Annotated in this window: 13 protein-coding genes and 2 pseudogenes; 11 read left to right on the top strand and 4 right to left on the bottom strand. The window is 63.7% G+C overall.

The features are described 5' to 3' along the window. Positions 1–116: 116 nt before the first annotated feature. Positions 117–338, bottom strand: a pseudogene (locus E1269_RS34240) (four-helix bundle copper-binding protein); the annotation flags it as partial. Positions 339–450: 112 nt separating this feature from the next. Beyond that, positions 451–828, bottom strand: coding sequence for an ATP-binding domain-containing protein (locus E1269_RS13850; protein WP_131895404.1), 378 nt, complete (start codon positions 826–828; stop codon positions 451–453). 961 nt (positions 829–1,789) lie between these two features. Between E1269_RS13850 and E1269_RS13845 the strand changes: the two genes are divergently transcribed. From E1269_RS13845 to E1269_RS13810, 8 genes are all read left to right on the top strand, one after another. Then, the gene (locus tag E1269_RS13845) at positions 1,790–3,175 is read left to right on the top strand and encodes an extracellular solute-binding protein (RefSeq protein ID WP_162606410.1); all 1,386 of its coding nucleotides are present in this window, start codon (positions 1,790–1,792) and stop codon (positions 3,173–3,175) included. A 4-nt stretch (positions 3,176–3,179) separates the two neighbouring features. Next, positions 3,180–5,432, top strand: coding sequence for an alpha-amylase family protein (locus tag E1269_RS13840; protein ID WP_131895400.1), 2,253 nt, complete (start codon positions 3,180–3,182; stop codon positions 5,430–5,432). 116 nt (positions 5,433–5,548) lie between these two features. Beyond that, positions 5,549–6,355 (top strand): carbohydrate ABC transporter permease, encoded by an 807-nt coding sequence (locus tag E1269_RS13835; protein WP_162606409.1) that lies wholly within the window; start codon positions 5,549–5,551, stop codon positions 6,353–6,355. Then, a complete protein-coding gene (locus tag E1269_RS13830; RefSeq protein WP_131895396.1) occupies positions 6,352–7,182 on the top strand; it encodes a carbohydrate ABC transporter permease in 831 nt (276 codons plus the stop codon). Before E1269_RS13835 ends, E1269_RS13830 begins: the two co-directional genes overlap by 4 nt. An 18-nt stretch (positions 7,183–7,200) precedes the next feature. Further along, positions 7,201–8,064 (top strand): SMP-30/gluconolactonase/LRE family protein, encoded by an 864-nt coding sequence (locus E1269_RS13825; protein ID WP_131895394.1) that lies wholly within the window; start codon positions 7,201–7,203, stop codon positions 8,062–8,064. Continuing rightward, the gene (locus E1269_RS13820; protein WP_131895392.1) at positions 8,051–8,767 is read left to right on the top strand and encodes a FadR/GntR family transcriptional regulator; all 717 of its coding nucleotides are present in this window, start codon (positions 8,051–8,053) and stop codon (positions 8,765–8,767) included. The genes E1269_RS13825 and E1269_RS13820 overlap by 14 nt, the downstream gene beginning before the upstream one ends. A gap of 108 nt (positions 8,768–8,875) precedes the next feature. Beyond that, positions 8,876–9,649: an SDR family NAD(P)-dependent oxidoreductase gene (locus E1269_RS13815; RefSeq protein ID WP_131895390.1), complete on the top strand. Its 774-nt coding sequence runs from the start codon at positions 8,876–8,878 to the stop codon at positions 9,647–9,649. Next, positions 9,649–10,698, top strand: a complete 1,050-nt coding sequence (locus tag E1269_RS13810) for an Ldh family oxidoreductase (protein WP_131895388.1) — start codon at positions 9,649–9,651, stop codon at positions 10,696–10,698. The genes E1269_RS13815 and E1269_RS13810 overlap by 1 nt, the downstream gene beginning before the upstream one ends. 18 nt (positions 10,699–10,716) lie before the next feature. On the opposite strand, the gene E1269_RS13805 is transcribed toward E1269_RS13810, so the two are convergent. After that, complete coding sequence (locus E1269_RS13805) at positions 10,717–11,721, bottom strand: aldo/keto reductase (RefSeq protein WP_203433530.1); 1,005 nt, start codon at positions 11,719–11,721, stop codon at positions 10,717–10,719. A gap of 26 nt (positions 11,722–11,747) precedes the next feature. Beyond that, a pseudogene (locus E1269_RS34235) lies at positions 11,748–12,355 on the bottom strand (SDR family NAD(P)-dependent oxidoreductase). A 358-nt stretch (positions 12,356–12,713) separates the two neighbouring features. On the opposite strand from E1269_RS34235, the gene E1269_RS13795 reads away from it, so the two are divergent. The 3 genes from E1269_RS13795 to E1269_RS13785 all read left to right on the top strand — a co-directional run bounded on the left by E1269_RS13795 (position 12,714) and on the right by E1269_RS13785 (position 17,547). Continuing rightward, a complete protein-coding gene (locus tag E1269_RS13795) occupies positions 12,714–13,661 on the top strand; it encodes a MurR/RpiR family transcriptional regulator (RefSeq protein ID WP_131895384.1) in 948 nt (315 codons plus the stop codon). A 181-nt stretch (positions 13,662–13,842) separates the two neighbouring features. After that, complete coding sequence (locus E1269_RS13790) at positions 13,843–15,288, top strand: hypothetical protein (RefSeq protein ID WP_131895382.1); 1,446 nt, start codon at positions 13,843–13,845, stop codon at positions 15,286–15,288. A gap of 291 nt (positions 15,289–15,579) precedes the next feature. Continuing rightward, positions 15,580–17,547, top strand: a complete 1,968-nt coding sequence (locus tag E1269_RS13785; protein WP_131895380.1) for a 3-keto-alpha-glucoside-1,2-lyase-like domain-containing protein — start codon at positions 15,580–15,582, stop codon at positions 17,545–17,547. Positions 17,548–17,581 lie beyond the last annotated feature (34 nt).

The following is a 17,581-nucleotide window of genomic DNA, read 5'->3' as shown; positions in this document are numbered from 1 at the left end:
GTGCCGGCATGCGCATTGGACTGCATCGGACGTGCCGTACTGACCGAGCGGCCGACTCCTCCGCACGGCGCCTCGTCGGCGCCGTGTGGGGGCTTCCCGCAGCAGCCCGCAGCTCGCTAGCCCAGCGAGCCGAGCAGCTCTCGGCATGCCTGCTCGCTGCGACGACACGCCTCCGCACAGATCCTGCAGTGCTCGTGCATCTCCGCGTGCCGATCACACTCGTCACCGCATGCCAAGCATGCAGTCGCGCCCGCTTCGAGGAACGCGCGCGTGAGGTTGGCGTCATAGCCGGTGTGCCGCGACAACGCCCGACCGGTCGTGTCGCAGATGTCCGCGCATGCTGCGCTCTCCCCAATGGGTGGTCTGCCTCCGGCACGACCACTGGCGCACCGCCCTACAAATGTGGGGCCGACGCGTCGCGGGCCGGGGGGTGGCCGACGGGGCACATGCTCAAGTCGATCGGTCCCGGCCCTGTGAGTAACTGACGCCATGGGCCAGCGCGCCGTCGGGTCGTCGCCGCCTGCGCGCTGGTGCTCCTTGAGGTGCGCGATCGGTGGCGACGTAGGCGATGTTCTTGTGCCGGCCTCGGGTCATTGCGACGTACAAGGCCTCGCGCGTCATGGCCGGGGAGCGCACGACCACGTGGGCGGCATCGACGGTGGCCCCTCGCGCGCGGTGGGCCGTGATCGCATAGCCGAGATCGACGTGTTCGGCTACGTACCAGGACGGCAGTGTGACGGTCCCCCGCCAGCGCCCATCGGCGCGTCGGACCGTAAGCGCGCCGTCGCCGTGATTCGTGGTGACGATCCAGCGATCGCCGTTCTTCACCCAGCCGGTGCCGACGGCGAGGCGGCGGTCGTTGCGGGAGCTCGGGTCGGAGCCGCCCGTTCGGCCTACCGGGCCCGGACCACGGCGTCAGCAAGATGAATCGTCGCCGCCTCCGCGTCGCCCGTCCCGGCTCCCAGCCGGAAGTCGAAGGCGCCTTGCTGACGGTTGGCAAGCGAGCATCCGGCAACGCGAACGACGCCGTCAGCCACCGCCCGGTGTCGATCTTGGCGACTTCGCCCTTCACCTACGGAGTGCCTTCCACTCGGCGATTTTGAGGCCTCAGCAATCCCAAGAATCCCGCGTTGGACAGGCACTTCCGTGCGTCATACGCCGAACACGACCCGACGACATGAAATCCCGAGGCTAGGTGTGATGTCCAAGCGAAGACAGATGACTTTTTGACGGCCACCCGGGTGCGGAGCGAGGTCGCCGGGCCGCCAGGCAGCCGCTCTGCCGTGCGGGCAGAAAGGCGGTCGCTCGGCGAGTCGAGGTTCGCTCGAGGCCCCGGCTCTCTAGGCCGCACCGAGACAGAAGGCACGGTTGGAGTTCGAGCGGGACGGACCCCTCGAACGCCAGCTCGGCGAGCACCCTCGATGGGCACACCGGCATCGCGCCGGCGTCGACGCCGGCCTGGGCCACCCACCGGAGAACCGACTCCCGGCTGCTCCCAACAGCCAGGCCACCACCACGACGCCTTCGGCACATGCACATCGACTTGGAGCGATTCAAGGCGGTCCAGCTCGTCCGCATCGCGGTGTGGGCATGACGTCCTTCCACGGCAACTACGCAGCCGCTCCCCTCATTCTCTGTCGGCGTCACTCGCCTGTCGCCCGGACATAGAGGCAAACGCTGTCCGCGTCGGTTCGTGATGACCGGTTGTTCTCATCCCTTGACCCACACCCTTCCGTGTGACATTTTGGCATGGCCACCATGTGGCAGGCTGGCCCTACCGGAGGTGTTCATGCGTAACCGCCGTGTCGAGCCGATCCACCCCCTCAGCCGCCGGACGGTACTGAAGTCTGCGATGGCAGCTGCTGCTGGTCTCTCGCTGCCCCCTGCGCTGACCTCATGTGGATATGGCGGAAGTGGCGCAGGTGCTCGTGATAAGACGCTGCGCGTGGTTTCCCCGAACATCTACAACTTCGCCAAACTCAATTCGCTCACCAGCCTGTCCAAAGAGGAAGCGAAGGGCATCGGTGACGATGCGCACGTCCTGTTCAACATGCTGCAGAACTGGAAGAAGAAGCATCCCGATGTTGAGTTGAAGATCGAGGAGGTCGACCCGTTGACGGTCAGTCGCACAGCGTTGCTGGCGGCGAAGGCCGGCAATCCTGCTGACGTGATCTGGGTCAACGATCTCAACATCCCCAAGCTTGCCGCCGGGGGCAATCTCACCGATCTCGGGGATCTGCCGGGAGACTGGAACGACTACAACCAGCAGCCACTGACTTCACTTGCGTCCTACGACGGCTCGCCGGTAGCTCTGCCCTTCACCACTGACGCACGTCTGACGATCTACGACAAGGCCGCCTTCGCGGATGCGGGAGTCACCACCCCGCCGACGACGTGGGCTGAGTTCGACGACGCCTTGTCCACCCTGGTCGACGCAGGCAAAGGCGGCTACGGATTCTGGGCCGGACCTTTCATCCACACCCCCACGATGACGGTCCTCTCAACGCTGTGGATGCTCGGCGGCGACGTGGTCGACGAGCAGGGCAAGGCCGACCTGGAAACAGTCGAGATGTACAAGACGTTCGAGTACTACAACAGCTTGATCAACGTCCACACGTACTCCCCGAAATCCCTGCTCGGTGTGTCAGACCAGGACGAATACGTGAAGATGCTGACCGATGGCGACGTGTCCTGCCAGTTCGATGGAACATGGGTTCTCGGGCAGCTCGACAACGCCGGATTGGGTGACCAGTACGACGTGTTCAAGACGCCGCGGCCGACGACAGATTCGAAGGACGTCACGCTGTGCGGCTTCTGGGCCGCGATGCTGCCGGCGCAGGAGAGGAAGGACGACGCGAAGACCGAACTGGCATTCGACTTCGCGATGAACTTCTGCGGGCCGGAAGGCCAGAGAACCTACGTGGCCGAGACTGAGGCGCTCCCGATGCGGCCCTCGGTCCTGAACGATAAGGCGCTCGTCGAAGCGAAGTCGGATCAGTGGAACTTCGTCGCGAAGTACTCGATCGACAACGGCCGCGCGATGCCGACCACCGAGGACAACGCCCTGCTCTTCGACTGCATTCAACGCGCATTCGAGAGCTACCTGTCGGGCAGCGCGACGCCACAGGACGCCCTCTCGCAGGCCCAGGACGATTTCGACGAGGGGACAAGGTAGCAGCGTGCACGAGGCCAAGGTGCGATCATTGCTCGCGTCGTCAGTGACGTCACAGGCCGTTGACGTCCAGACAGCCGCGGACGGTGTGGAGGTCCTGGTCCTCTCGGACCAGAACTGGATCGTCGAGATCGAGTGGGAAGCAAGGATGAACCCAAGGTTCATCTATCACCGATCGACCCGGACTGTCGTCGCGGACTACGACTACTGCTATGACGTACAGATTGCGGCTTCGGACGGGCCTGGCTACACCGGGCCCGCCCAGCGTGCGCAGTCGGTGTTCCCCTTACAGTGGCAGGTGGATACGGATGAGACGGGCACTCGAGTCGTCCTTCTTGGGCGCGTCGACTTCGGCGACACCGGTCCGACGGACATCGCCGTCGAACATGTCCTGACCCTGTCCACGGCAGAGGGAACCCTTAGCGAGAAGCTTTCCCTTTTGCACCAGCACGGGCGTGACCGACACGTCGTGACCGCCTTCCGCTTCGCGATGCGCAAGATGCTCTTCGACCGCTCCGACGACACATGGATCGATGGTGCGGACGCCCTGATGCTGGTCGCGGCACCTTTCCGGCGCCGGAGAGGGCAACGCGTGGACGCCGGCGTCGATGGATACGCCGTCCAGGACCTCATTCCTTCGGGGTTCTCGCATGCACCGCGCCCCGACCGGGTGGCAGAAGCGTGGCTCGTCCAGGGCCCGCAGAGCGGTACTCTCGTTGCCAAATACAGCCAGCAACACATCGAGTTCGGCGTCATCGACGCCGAGTTCGTCCACGCCGCCGCTGCAGCGCGCGGATCCTCTCATCTGAGTAACGTGCCCTCGGAAGCGTCCGTCTCGATCGGTCACCTCTGCCTCAGATTCGGCGGCGCCGCCCAACGTCACGGAGCGCCCGGCTTCGATCTGGTCCTCGGCCCCGACGCTCGACTGGATTTCGGGGAGACCTTGATCGCCCGCTACGGGGGCACCTGGCAGGAAGGGTACGCAGCCTACAAGCGGATGCTCCGGCGCCGCGGACACCGGCTTCGACCGGGGTATGAGTCGTCGCTGCAGTGGAATGAACTCTATCGGCTGAGCTGGCGGGTGGGAACGAACGCCCCGCTACCGAGTCTGGAAACAGTCCTCGCCGAGGCCGAGATCGCGAGCAGGAGCGGCGCCGAAACATTCTACTTCGACCCCGGGTGGGATCTGTACGAAGGCAGTACGGTCTGGGACGAGGCACGGCTCGGGCCGCTTTCGCAATTCGTACAGACGCTCGACCAGGAGTACGGCCTGAAGCTCGGGCTTCACGTAATGATGCATACCAAAGGACTCGAGGAAGAACATCCTGACATTTATCGCCGAGACCGCGAAGGCAAGATCGAGATCTGGGCCGGGCCATATTCAGGTGGCTTCGTGTGCCCCGCGTCGCCGTCATTGCAACGGCTGAAGACACAGCGGCTGCTGCAGCTTGCCGCGAGCGGTGTCTCCTTCTTCCTTTTCGACTTCCTCGACTATCGAATGCCGGAAGAGTTTCAGGGTGTATCGAGGAATACAGATGGATGCTGGGCGCCAGGCCACGGCCACAGCCTTCCCTGTACCTTGGAGGAGCACATTTCGGGAATTCTCACCATTGTACAGGAGGTCAAGAAGGAGTACCCGGGCCTTGTCGTCGAGTTGCACGACCGGGTCGCCGGAGGTCTCGGCGACTACCTCCCGCTCTACCTCGATCACGGATCGCCGATCTCGTTCGACGAGCATTGGGGATTCGAGTACATGTGGGACCCCTACATGGATCTCTTGTCCGGCCGCGCGCTCAGTCTTTACGACTACAACCTCGCCTACGACATACCGCTCTACCTGCATATCAACAACGCTCACGACAGCGACACCAACCTTGCATTTTGGTGGTATGCGTCGACCTGTCGACACCTCGGAGTAGGGGGCTTGAGCCCGGACAACCTCCGCTGGCCCGGATTCGTCGATGCCATCGCCAGATACAAGAAGCTGCGCAACCCTTTCGTCCAAGGCGACTTCGTAGGCATCGACCAGTTGACCCACCTTCATGTGTCGACCGAGGACTCCACGGCGGTTCTCCTGGCGTTCAACCTGAGCTCGCGCCCCGAGTCGCGAGCCATCCGCGTCCCTCTCGAGGTCCTCGGAGGAGCCGATCTGTCCAAGATCTCGGGTGGCAGCGCTGGTTCGGCCCCGGACGGCCTGGTCATCGAGGTTGAGATCGAGCCTCTGGCGCCCGCCATCGTCACGATCGGGTTCGATGGTTGATGTCGACCACTGTTCGGGTTCAGGCGCCGGCGGGTAGGCCGGCCGCTCGCCCTGGTCGGCCATACCGTAGAAGGGCCGCACCATACCTCCTGGTCGCACCCGCCAGCGCGTTCATCTTGTTCTTCACGGCTTTCACGCTGATCTATACGGTGGGAGCGAGCTTCACCAACTGGGATCTGTCCCGGCCGCAGACGTCGTTCATCGGCTGGGACAACTACCGGCGCGCACTCGCCGACGAACGTGTCCGTGACAGCCTTATCAAATCCGGATTCTTCGTGACCGGGGTCGTCGTCCTGTCGGTACTCTTCGGGTTCCTGATCGCAGTTCTCCTGAACAACAGGTTCCGTGGCAGAACCCTGATCAGGGTTATCGTCGTTGTGCCGTGGGTGCTGAGTGAGATAGCCACAGGCGTAGTCGCGCGTATCTTGCTCAATGGGAACGGAGTCATCGCGTCAGCCCTCGAGCAGCTCGGCATCGACTTCGATCCGCTCTCGAGCAAGTCCGGTGCGATGGTCACGTTGATCCTCGTTGAGACATGGCGCAGTATCGGTCTTGTCACCGTCATCGCTCTTGCCGGGTTGCAGGCGATACCGCCGGTGATTTACGAGGCGGCCAGAATGGATGGCGCCCGCTCGGTGCGCACCATCTGGAACATCACCCTGCCACTCGTACGTCCGACGCTTCTGATCGCAGCGATCCTGTTGGCGATCTCGAACTTCAACCTGGTCACAATCATTTTCGCGGTGACCGATGGGGGCCCGCTCGAGGCTACTCAGACGTCTGCCTTCTACATGTACAAGCAGTCGTTCGAGTACTACGCACTCGGTTACGGATCGACGATCGCCGTCATCATGTCCGTGATCAATGTCGTAGCGATCGTGTGCTTCGTGCTGGCGCAACGTGAGCGAGGTGTCAGGCGATGAGGACACGTACCCGGCGCCGGCCCGACTGGAAGCTCAGCTCGGCATTGGGGATCGTTACGCTCGTTTTCCTCGCTCCGCTGCTCTGGGTCCTGTTGCTGGCTCTGCGGCCCCAATCAGAGGCACTCAGCAGTTCCCCTCTTCCGTCGGTCCTGACGCTCGAGAACCTCCATCGAGCTCTGAGCCGTGGATCGCTTGTCGACCTGACACAAAACTCCACGATTCTGTGTGTTGCCGTATGCCTCGTCGTCGTGCCCCTGAGCCTGCTCGCCGGGTACGCGTTCGCGCGATTCCGCTTCAAAGGCCGCAACCTGCTCTTGTTCGTCTTCATGTTCTCGCTAGCGGTTCCCGGCCTGGTCAACCTGATCGCGATCTATCAGTTCTACGCCGTTGCCGGCCTCATCAACAATCCCCTCGGCCTGATCATGGTCGACGTGGCGGCTGCGCTTCCGCTGGCGACATGGCTGATCCGTTCCTTCGTGCTCTCGATACCCGTGGACATGGAGGAGGCTGCGACGATCGACGGCTGCTCCCGGCTGGGTGCAGCCGTGCGAATCCTCCTCCCACTCACCGGCCCCGTCGTCGCGGCGGTTCTCGTGATCGTGTTCGTGACGACGTGGCAGGAGTTCATCGTCGCCCAGACCTTGATGTCAGACCCCAGCATGGGCGTGGTGAGCCAGGGGTTGCTGGCCATGCAGGGGGAGTATTCGACCGACATGACCGGACTGGCTGCCGGGGCGGTGTTCATCTCCGTTGTGCCTGTGGCGCTCTTCCTCTTGCTGCAACGCCGCTTCGTCGATGGCATGACAGCCGGTGCGCAAACAGGATGAGTTCGGAGGAGACACCAGATGATCAATGTCGTGGCGGATGGGCTCGACCATCCCGAATGTGTCGCCTGGGGGCCGGACGGCTTCGCATATGCCGGAGGCGAGGCGGGCCAGCTCTATCGCATACACACCGGAACCGGCGACGTCACGGTCGCCGCCGACAACGGCGGGTGGATCCTCGGGCTCGCACTGGACGCTCAGGCGAACGCGTACACCTGCAATCCCACGCATCGCGCGGTCGAGTGCATTCAACCCGGCGGTGAAGCCACGGTCTACTCCTACGGAACGACCGATCGCCCCATGGTGGCGCCGAACTACCCCGTCTTCGCGACGGACGGGACGCTGTACGTGTCGGACAGCGGCGACTGGCAAGGAGGGAACGGATGCGTCTATCGCATCGAGCCCTCCGGCAGGACGACCGTGTGGACTGAAGCGACGCCACAGTTTCCCAACGGTCTGGCGCTGGACGCCGAAGGCCGCCACCTCTACGTCGTAGAGTCGACCCTTCCGGGTGTCGTCCGGCTCACCATCGGTTCCGACGGCGAGCCGGGCCTGCCTGAGTTGGTGATCGCGCTGCCCGGCTGTGTGCCCGACGGACTAGCATTCGACCGCGAGGGTGGTCTCTACATCAGCTGTTACCGTCCGGACCGGATTTACTACCTGAGCACCGATCACCGGCTGCTCATCGTCGCCGACGACTATCAAGGCACGTCGATCTCGGCTCCGACGAATGTTGCGTTCTACGGCGCGGAGCTCGACCGCCTCCTCGTCGCCAGCTTGGGACGATGGCACATCGGCAGTCTCGACGTCGACGTGCCCGGCCAAGCCCTCCACTATCCCGAGTTGACGTCTGACAGTAGGACGGTGATCCGTGACCACATCTGATGAACCCACCAGCATCTACGCGTCGGTCGAACGCATGCGTACGACCGACGCGGTGGTGGCTCAGCTGCAAGACCTCATCATCGGCAGCAAGCTCAAGGCCGGTGATGCGTTGCCTGCGGAGCGTGAGTTGGCGCAGCAGCTCGCTGTCTCCCGGAATGTGCTGCGCGAGGCGCTCGGTGTGCTGGGGAGCAAGGGTCTGGTTGAAGTGGTGCCCGGAAGGGGGACGTTCGTGGCCCTTCCCAGCCCCGCCCATCTCACCGAAGCGCTTGACTTGTTACTTGCCATCGGGCATGTCCAACTGCTCGAACTCGCTGATGCACGCCTTGCCATCGAGCCAACGCTTGCGGCAATGGCAGCTGAGCACATCACCGATGACCGCGCCAAGGAGCTGCGAGTTTGCATGGCCGCATTGGAGAGCGCCGACACAGCCCAAGCGCATGTGGAGGCAGACATCCGCTTTCACGCCACCATCGCGCGAATGTCCGGCAACCATGTGCTTGAAGCCATGGTCAACGCCGTTCGAGACTCCGTCATCCGCAGCATGCTCCTCGGCCTCAAGGAACCGCGAGCCGTCGACGACTCCGACGATCACCATCGTCGCGTCTGCGATGCCGTCGTATCAGGAGACGTCGAAGGTGCCAACCAAGCGATGGCCGAGCACCTCCGGTACGTCCGTGAGTACGTCGTCCGGCACCTGTCGTAGAGAGCTAGGAGGACGGATGGCCGAGGCGATGGACCGCGACCGCAGGTCCGCGGGCACAGAACGGACAGCCATCAGCAAACTTTCATCGCGAGGAGACGGACAACGACCATGACGAGGTTCGCAGGCCACACCGCAATCGTCACCGGAGCCGGGGCGGGAATCGGACGCGCGGCGGCGACGGCGTTTGCATCCGAGGGTGCAAACGTCGTCGCCGTGGACATCGACGGCTCCTCAGCACGCGATGCCGTCGCCGGGTTCGCGCGTTCGGGCGACCACCTCGTGATCGAGGCAGACGTCTCGGACCCGGCAGACATCGACCGAACTCTCGCGACCACGCAAGAGAAGTACGGACGCATCGACGTGGTCGTCAACAACGCGGGCATTCTGCGCCTCGCCGGCGCATGGGAGACGCCTCTCGACCTCTTCGACCTCGTGCTGCAGACCAACTTGCGAAGCACGTTTTACCTCAGTACAAGCGTGGTTCGGATGATGATCGAGTCCGGCACCACGGGCCGGATCGTCAACGTGTCCTCGATCCACGCCGTGCGGTCCGAGCCGAATGCGATTGCGTACACCACGGCGAAGGCAGGCATCGAGGGAATGTCCAGAACGCTCGCCACGGAAGTCGCGCCACACGGGATCACCGTCAATTGCGTTCGGCCCGGAGCTACGAGGACGAAACTGACCGAACCGATCTATACGACGGAGGTCCTCGCCGCGCTCGACCAGCGGATTCCGTTGAAGCGGATTGCTGAGGCACACGAGATCGCAGCCGGCATACTGTTTCTGGCTTCCGACGCCGCCGCCTACATCACCGGGACGACCTTGGACATCGATGGGGGATACCTGATGGACGGAAGCCTTCCCCAGGTGAGGTACTGATGCCGACAGTGGACGCCGTCGACCTCCGGGGATGGGCGGCCGCTGTTCTGGAAGCGGCCGGTCTGCCGGCCGCGCACGCCGCGACCGTCGCGGACACCTTGTCCTACGCCGAACAACGCGGGCTGGCCAGCCACGGCTACACACGACTGAGTGTCTATCTGGATCGGATCGAGGCCGGTGGGATCAACCGGGCTGCGCGCCCGGAAGTCGTGGCGGATCGGGGGGCGATGGCAGTCATCGATGGCGATGACGCCTGTGGTGCCACGAGCGCCGTGTTCGCCGTGACGGAGGCAGTCGAACGGGCTCGACGTCACGGCATCGGCTGTACGGCGGTCCGTCGCGGGAACCACTACGGTGCGGCCGGCTACTACACGGACCTGATTCGGGAAGCCGGCATGATCGGCATCTCGGTCTGCAACACGGACGCGGTGATGTCGGCGCCTGGCGGGACTCGGCCCGTTCTGGGGAGCAACCCGCTGGCCATCTCGCTCCCGTTACAAGGCGAGGCCGGTCCCAGGATGGACATGGCCACGACCCAGGTCTCTCTCGGCCGACTCGTGGTCGCGGCACAGATGGGTGAGCCGATCCCGAAGGGCTGGGCCGTGGATGTCCACGGCAACCCCACCGAGGACCCTCACCAGGGGCTCGAAGGCGGGCTGGTGCCTACCGGTGGCCCCAAGGGGTATGCACTTGCGTTCATGATCGACGCCCTGGTGGCTCTCGGTGGTGCGACCATCAGCAGGAATGTCGCCCCGCTCTACGGCGATCCATCAGCAGCTCAAGGCCTCGGCTTCGTTTTCATCGCCATCGACGTACCAGATCCTCAGCAGTACCGTGCCGCGATCTCATCGCTGGTCTCTGCCGTTCGCACCAGCGGTCCGACCGTCGATGGACAGCCGGTGGTCATGTATCCAGGTGAGCCCGAACTTCACGCATGGCGCCGGTCCGACGGTTCCCACGAGCTCTCCCCGTCTCTCTGGACCGCTCTCCAGGCGATCGGCCGACGCCACGGCATAGCCCTGGTCCCATCCTCGGCATCCGCTCTGTGACGCAGATTCCTAAAGGGCTCAGCTATCGGGCACTGGGCCCGGGCGAGGCGATCGACCAAGCGTGGTTCTCGTGTCAACGATTGGAACCGAGACAGGGTCGGCGATGTCGAGCTGACGCCAGAGCTCGTCGGGGATGTTCGCGCAGGCGTGCGCCAAGTCGGCCATGACCTCTTCGGGCGTGGCCATCCCCACGACGACGGAGCGAACGACACCGGATCGGAGGGGGAACTGGACAGCCGCATCCGGGAGCGTGACACCGTAGCGGTCGCACAGTACTGCAAGATCACGGGCACGTCGGATCGTTGCATCCGGTGCCGGCTGGTACTCGAAACGCGCGTCGTCACGGGGCCAGGGGCGGGCGAGCAGGCCGGAGTTGAACGGCCCGGCTATGACGACCGACTTGCTCAGCGCTGCACACGTTTCCAGAAGCGTTGTGGCCGAGCGATCTGCCAGCGTCCATCTTCCTGCGATCATCACGATGTCGATGTCGGTGGTCCGAACGAGCCGCTCGGCTGCTCTCCAGTCCGACGTCCCTACGCCGAAGGCTGAGATGATTCCCTCGTCTCTCAGCGAGGCGAGCGCAGGTGCCGTTGTCATCTCCACCTCGTCGAGATGGTCGTCAGGGTCGTGGATGAAGACGATGTCGACGCCGTCTCGACGCAGTCGTTCCAGACTTCCGTCGAGGGTCCTGCGGATTCCGTCGCGGGAATAATCGCGTACGACCGTGTGAGTGCGCGGTACGGCCCATTGGCCGTCGACGAGTTCAGTGGAGCCGACGCTGTACTCCGGCACCAACCTGCGGCCGACCTTGGTCGACAGTGCGAACTCGGCCGGATTCATGTCCGCCAGCGCCTCACCGAGGCGACGTTCGGACAAGCCCAAACCGTAGTACGGTGCGGTGTCGAAGTACCGCACGCCCATGTTCCATGCGGCCGAAACCGCCGCATGTGCCGTTTCATCTTCTACCGCAGCGAAGAGGTTCCCGATCGGTGCACCTCCGAGTCCGATCTCGGTGAGGCGCACTCCTCCGCGATCTACGACGCGGTGCTTCACCTGCCGGCCGCGGCGTTCTGCTTGAGCCCAAGGGCGAGGAGGCCGCCGTCGACGTCGAACGAGACCCCTGCGGTCGACAGTGAGGCTGGACTTGCGAGGTAGGCGATTGCCTGGGCCACCTCGTTCGGGCTCACGAGCCGGCCGTGTGCCTGTCGAGCCTCGAGGGCGGCTCGCTCAGCGGCCGGGTCCGGAGACTGGTCCAAGAGGCGGCCGACCCGTGGCGAGTCGGCTGTGCCCGGCCGCACCGCGTTCACCGGATTCCCACGGGGAGCAGGTTTGCCGCCATCGCCCTCGTCAAGGCGTCGACAGCGGCGCCCTTGCTGGCGGAGTACAGAGCGCGCTCCGGCAGGCCGACGGCCGCCGCGACCGAACTCGTGTTGACGATCGCCGCGTTCGGTGACTGCCGCAACGCCGGCAACGCTGCGCTTGTCAGCCGCACCAACCAGGTGACGTTAACGTCCAGCACTCGCGCCCACTCCATGCCATCGTTGTCGCCCACGCCGCCTTGCGCGCCGATGCCGACAGTGTTGACTAGAACGTCGAGCCCTCCCAGGAGGGCTATCGCCGCTGCGACCGCGTCGGCGACAAGCGTGCCATCGGACACATTGGCCTGACGTAGACGTGTCCGGGTGGACCGTTCTCGACCAGATCCAGTACCGCCACCGAGGCTCCCTCGGCGGCAAGAAGATTGGCGGCGGCCAGGCCGATCCCGGGCGCGTCCCCGGTCACGATCGCGCGTAGTCCTTCGAAGCTCGACACGATCAGCAACCCTCCATGATTGGCTGCCTGTAGGATGGCTCTACCAGTAGACCGCACACGCCAGGACGGTAGCAAGCCCCTGAGCTGGCCGTGTACTGCCGCCCTATCTCTCTCGCTCAGAAGCAGTGCGCCGAGGGCTGGGAGATGAGATGCTCCGCTGGGAACAATTGACACAGTTGGTTGATGTGTAGAGAATCACTCCTATGTCGGAACAGGAAAGAGCGTCTCACTCCTCTGGTGAAACGGGCGAGCCGGGGACTGACAGCATCGAAGTGCGCATCCGCGCAATGTTGCCTGCCCTGACACCTGCAGAACGCAGGGTCGGCGAGCAGATCCTTGCCGACCCTACCGGAGCCGGGCGCTCTACCATCACCGAACTCGCAGGTCAGTGCCAGACCTCGCTGACCACGGTCACCCGCTTCTGCCGAGCACTGGGCCTGACCGGCTACCCGGAGCTCCGGCTGGCACTTGCCACCGACGCCGGCTGGGCGCGATCACGCAGTTGGATACAGGGCACGGAGATCAGTCCGGACGACCCCGCCGAGCGGGTGCTCGCCGTGTTGGTGGAAGCCGATGGGCGCGCTCTCGAGGAGACAGCATCCCAGCTCGACACAGTCGCGCTCGGAAAGGCCGTGACGACGATGGGTGAGGCGAGGAGCATCGATATCTACGCCGTCAGCGGTAGCGGAGCACTCGGACTGGACTTGCGGCTGCGGCTGCACCACATCGGCGTCGCCTGCAACCTCTGGAGCGACGTGCATGACTCACTTGCCAGCGCCGCCCTCTTGACCCGCGCCGATGTCGCACTCGGGATCTCCCACTCCGGCGAGACCCGTGAGGTCATCGAGCCACTCGGACTGGCCCGGCAACACGGTGCCACCACCATCGCGATCACAAACTTCCCCCGCTCGCCGATCGCCGAAGTGGCCGACGTGCTGCTGACGACTGCAGCCAGGGAGACCACGTTCCGCTCCGGTGGCCTGTCCGCGCGGCACGCCCAGATGCTCGTCATCGACTGCATCTACATCGGGATCGCTCAGCGGACACATGTCGCTAGCGAGAACGCGGTCGCCGAAACCAGGAACGCGGTCCGCGGGCATCGCCTTTCGGCATCCACTCCGGCGACCCGGCACGCGGGAAACGAGGGGTGATTTTGCCGAGCTTCTGATCAATCGGTTGCCGACGTCGTCGCTCGTCAAACGCCTCGGTCAGCTGTCCGACGTTCCGGCGAGATGTGCCACCACCAATGGAACGTCACGACTGCCTCGCACCGCTGCGGCACTCCTGGAACGTGCACCACGAGGTACCTATTCGTTGCCTGTCTGAGGAGGAATGATGAATGACCGAAATGTAGTGCCGGAGCGGCGATTTAGCGCTGACGACAGCATATCAGTCGTCGAGACCGCCACGGGTAAACGCGTCGATCGGCGAGACTTCCTCCGGTTGACCGGGATGGGCGCCGGGGCGTTGGCGGCGCCGGCCCTGCTCAGCGGCGGCCGATCGGTGGCGGAGGCGGCCGAGGTTTCAGGCACAGTGCCGAACCTCCTTCGCAACGGTACCTATCCGGTGGGCCTCTGGGTGGCACCACCACCAGGCGAGACGACGGTGGCGCGATATGCGGAGATCGCCGACGCAGGGTTCACGTTCGTCACCGGAATCGATGGGTGTGGCGGCTTCTGTCCGCCGGGGGAGACCGCGACAGCGGAGAACGCCGCCTTGCTGGACGCCGCCGCGGCGAACGACCTCGATGCCATCGTCTACGACCACCGGATCAGCAACATTCAGAACCACCCGAGCGAGCAGTGGCGGGACGTGATCGAGTCGATACTGGGCGAGTACCAGGACTTCCCAGCATTCGCGGGTTTCGACATTCGAGATGAACCGAATGCAAGTGCTTTTGCACAGATCGGCGGCATCAACGACATCCTGGGTCAGCTGGACCCCGGCGTGCTGGGCTATGTCAATCTGTTCCCGACGTACGCCAGTGCGGACATGCTGGGCACGCCGACGTACCAGGAACACCTCGCCCGATATGTCAGCGAAGCTCGTCCGGACTTCATCTCGTTCGACCACTACATGCTCGTGGGCGCAAGACCGACCATCCGCGAGGACTACTTCTACAACTGGGTGTTGGTCCGCAACCAGGCCCTGCAGGCCGGTCTGCCCTCGTGGGTGTTCATCCTTGCCTGCGAGCACTACGGATACCGGCTGCCGACCGACGAAGAACTGCTGTGGCAGGTGAACGTCAGTCTGGCGTACGGCTGCAAGGGCATCCAGTACTTCACGTACTGGACGCCGCCCTTGCCCGGCTTCCACGAGGCTCTGGTCACCGTCGACGGACAGTTGACGCCTCTCTATTACGCCGCCAAACGTATCAACAACAACTATCTTCAGCCGGTAGGTAAGCAGCTTCTGCCCCTCACCTCAGAGTCGGTCGCGCACTTCGGTGAAGCCCAACCCTCGATGGGTGTGGAGGTCTTCAGTGGTGACGAATGGGTCGACTCGGCATCTGGCAGTGCTGCCATTCTCAGCCGCTTCCACGACCCCAAGCGACCGAACCAGCGATGGCTGCTCGTGGCCAATCGTGAATTCGAAAGCACCGCAAACACGACGTTGACCCTTCACCACACGATCAGCGCGATGTTCGAGTTCGACACGTCCGAACGTCGCTACGTCCCGCTGGAGAAGGCTGAACCAACCGGTCCGGCGACATTGGCGGTACATCTCGAGCCCGGAGAAGCCAAGCTCTACCGACTCCACGCGAATCAGGGAGACTAAGCCGGTCGGCGCCACCCACCGCCATCAGGCGACTCTCGAGTCTAAGGGGTGACCGATCCACGTGAGTGGAGGCGGGTGCCGCCTCACCGCGCTCCGATGTATGCCGACAAGTCTCGTCAGGTGTAGCAGCACATTGCCAGGAAGGTTGCCGTGAATCGTCCGGCAGCCGTTTCCGAGGCGAGCATCACCGACGAACAGAGCCCGCGACCCACCGCGTCCGGGCGGTGAGAAGGAAGTGCGCTCACGCGGGCGCGACGTTACTCCGAGTGGCCGTCGAATCAGGGAGTAGAGATGCACGAGCAAGGCAGCCCACACCAGCAGATGATGCCCAACCGCAGAGATGTTCTCAGGGCCATGGGTACTGGAGCCCTGGCCGCAGGATCTCTACCTGTGTTCGGTGTCGCAACCGCCACGGGGGCAAGTCCGTCCGCAGGCATCCGTCATAGCACGTTGCCAGCGGCTTCCTCGCACCATCCCCAACTGATCGCCGGCGAAGAGTTTCCGATCGGTATCTGGTTACCGCCCCCGTTGTGGGAAACTACTGTGGAGCGATACCAGGAGATCAAAGACGCCGGATTCACCTACGCCCACAGCAACAACTACCTCAACGCGCACTTCACCTTGCAGCAGTACGCGCTGAACATCGCGCACCAGGTGGGGCTCAAATTGGTGGTTGATGATCCCACCATCTACTGGATGACGCATGAATTCTCCATCAAGACCGGCGACGGCGATTTCACACTCAGCCCCGAGCAGGCGCGCATCAAGACCCAGCAGGTCATCGACCACTATCGGCCACGAAGCTTCTGGGAGTTGCAGGACGGGCATCTCTTCATCAACGGTGGCAGCGGCGCGGGCACCATCGGGCTGTCCAACGACGGAACCGACTGGAGCGACTACACGTTTGCGCTGGATGTCGCACCGCTGCAGACCGGGGGCGGGGGTGCATACGCACAAGGGGGATGGGCGTTTCGAGCTCAGGACCCACAGAACGCCTACGTATGGCTACTGGCGAACCCCGAGAGAGCCGACGGGGCGCCCGGGCACCTCGCGAAGGTCCTGTTCGTCGATGGCAGCCCAGTGTGGATTCGCACGGTGCCCTTGGACTTCGCAGTCACCCACGACACCTGGTATCACGTCGAGATGGTTCTCTCGGGTGAGACGATCACGACATCCATCAACGGCGAGGTGATCGATGTCACGACTGACAATACGTACCTGGAAGGACGGGTCGGATTCCGGGAGGCCGGCGACGAGACCGCGTACTTCGACAATGTGGAAGTGACGACCGAGGACGAATCGCTTGTCCTGACTGACGACTTCAGTGGTGATTTTGGGAAGTGGAAGGAGCCCTCCGCAGGAGGTTTTCCGTCGTTCGTTGGTATCAATCTCTACGATGAGCCGCAGCCGGACAGGTTCGAAACCTTGGCCCGCCAGGTGGAGATCGTACGCGCATTGAGTCCCGAGTCACTCCCCTACATCAACATTCTGCCCACCAATGATCCTGGCTATGTCCGCGAATTCGTTGATGTCGTGAAGCCGCCGTTGATTTCGTTCGACCGTTACCCACTACTTTTGGACGGAAGTGACGACCCAAACTACTTCTTGAATTGGAAGTTCGTCCGAGATGAAGGGCTGCGCGCCAAGCTGCATACCTGGATCTTCATCCAGACGGTTGCCTACCGGGGCCACCGGGAGCCGACGGCAGCTGAAATACTCTGGCAGATCAATGTGAGTCTGGCTTACGGCTGTAAAGGCATCCAGTACTTCACGTACTGGACGCCGCACACGGTTGTTCCCGAAGATTTCCACTCGGCCCTCATCACACTTGACGGTGAGCGGACCGAACGTTACGACGCTGCGAAGGAGATCAATACCGGGTGGTTGTCCCCGGTGGGTCGCGAACTCAAGCCGTTGGTGTCGGAGTCGGTGACCCACGCCAATGACGACCCCCTGCCCAATGGGGCGACGGCGTTCAGTGCCGACGACTACGTGCGAGCCGCCCGGGGCGACGCCGTGGTTCTGGGCAGGTTCCGAAGCGCCGACGCCTCGGACCGCACCCGCTGGCTTCTGGTCGCCAACCGCGCCCACAGCGCGTCCGCGTCCGCACGTCTGACACCTGGCGCTGCGGTGGGTGAGATCGAACTGTTCGACCCACAGGAGGGGGTTTACGGACGGGAGCGTGGCAGTGGACAGATCACGGTGGATCTTCCACCGGGAGCTGCGGCCCTGTACCGGCTTCAGCCCGGCACAGGTTGACGAACGCGGCAGGAGGCGGGCCGTTGATCAGTCA

Origin of the sequence: Jiangella asiatica, from assembly GCF_004349065.1 — a bacterium.
Classification (GTDB): Bacteria; Actinomycetota; Actinomycetes; order Jiangellales; family Jiangellaceae; genus Jiangella; species Jiangella asiatica.
The sequence above is the reverse complement of the archived record's forward strand: the minus strand, read 5'-3'. Positions and strand labels throughout refer to the sequence as shown.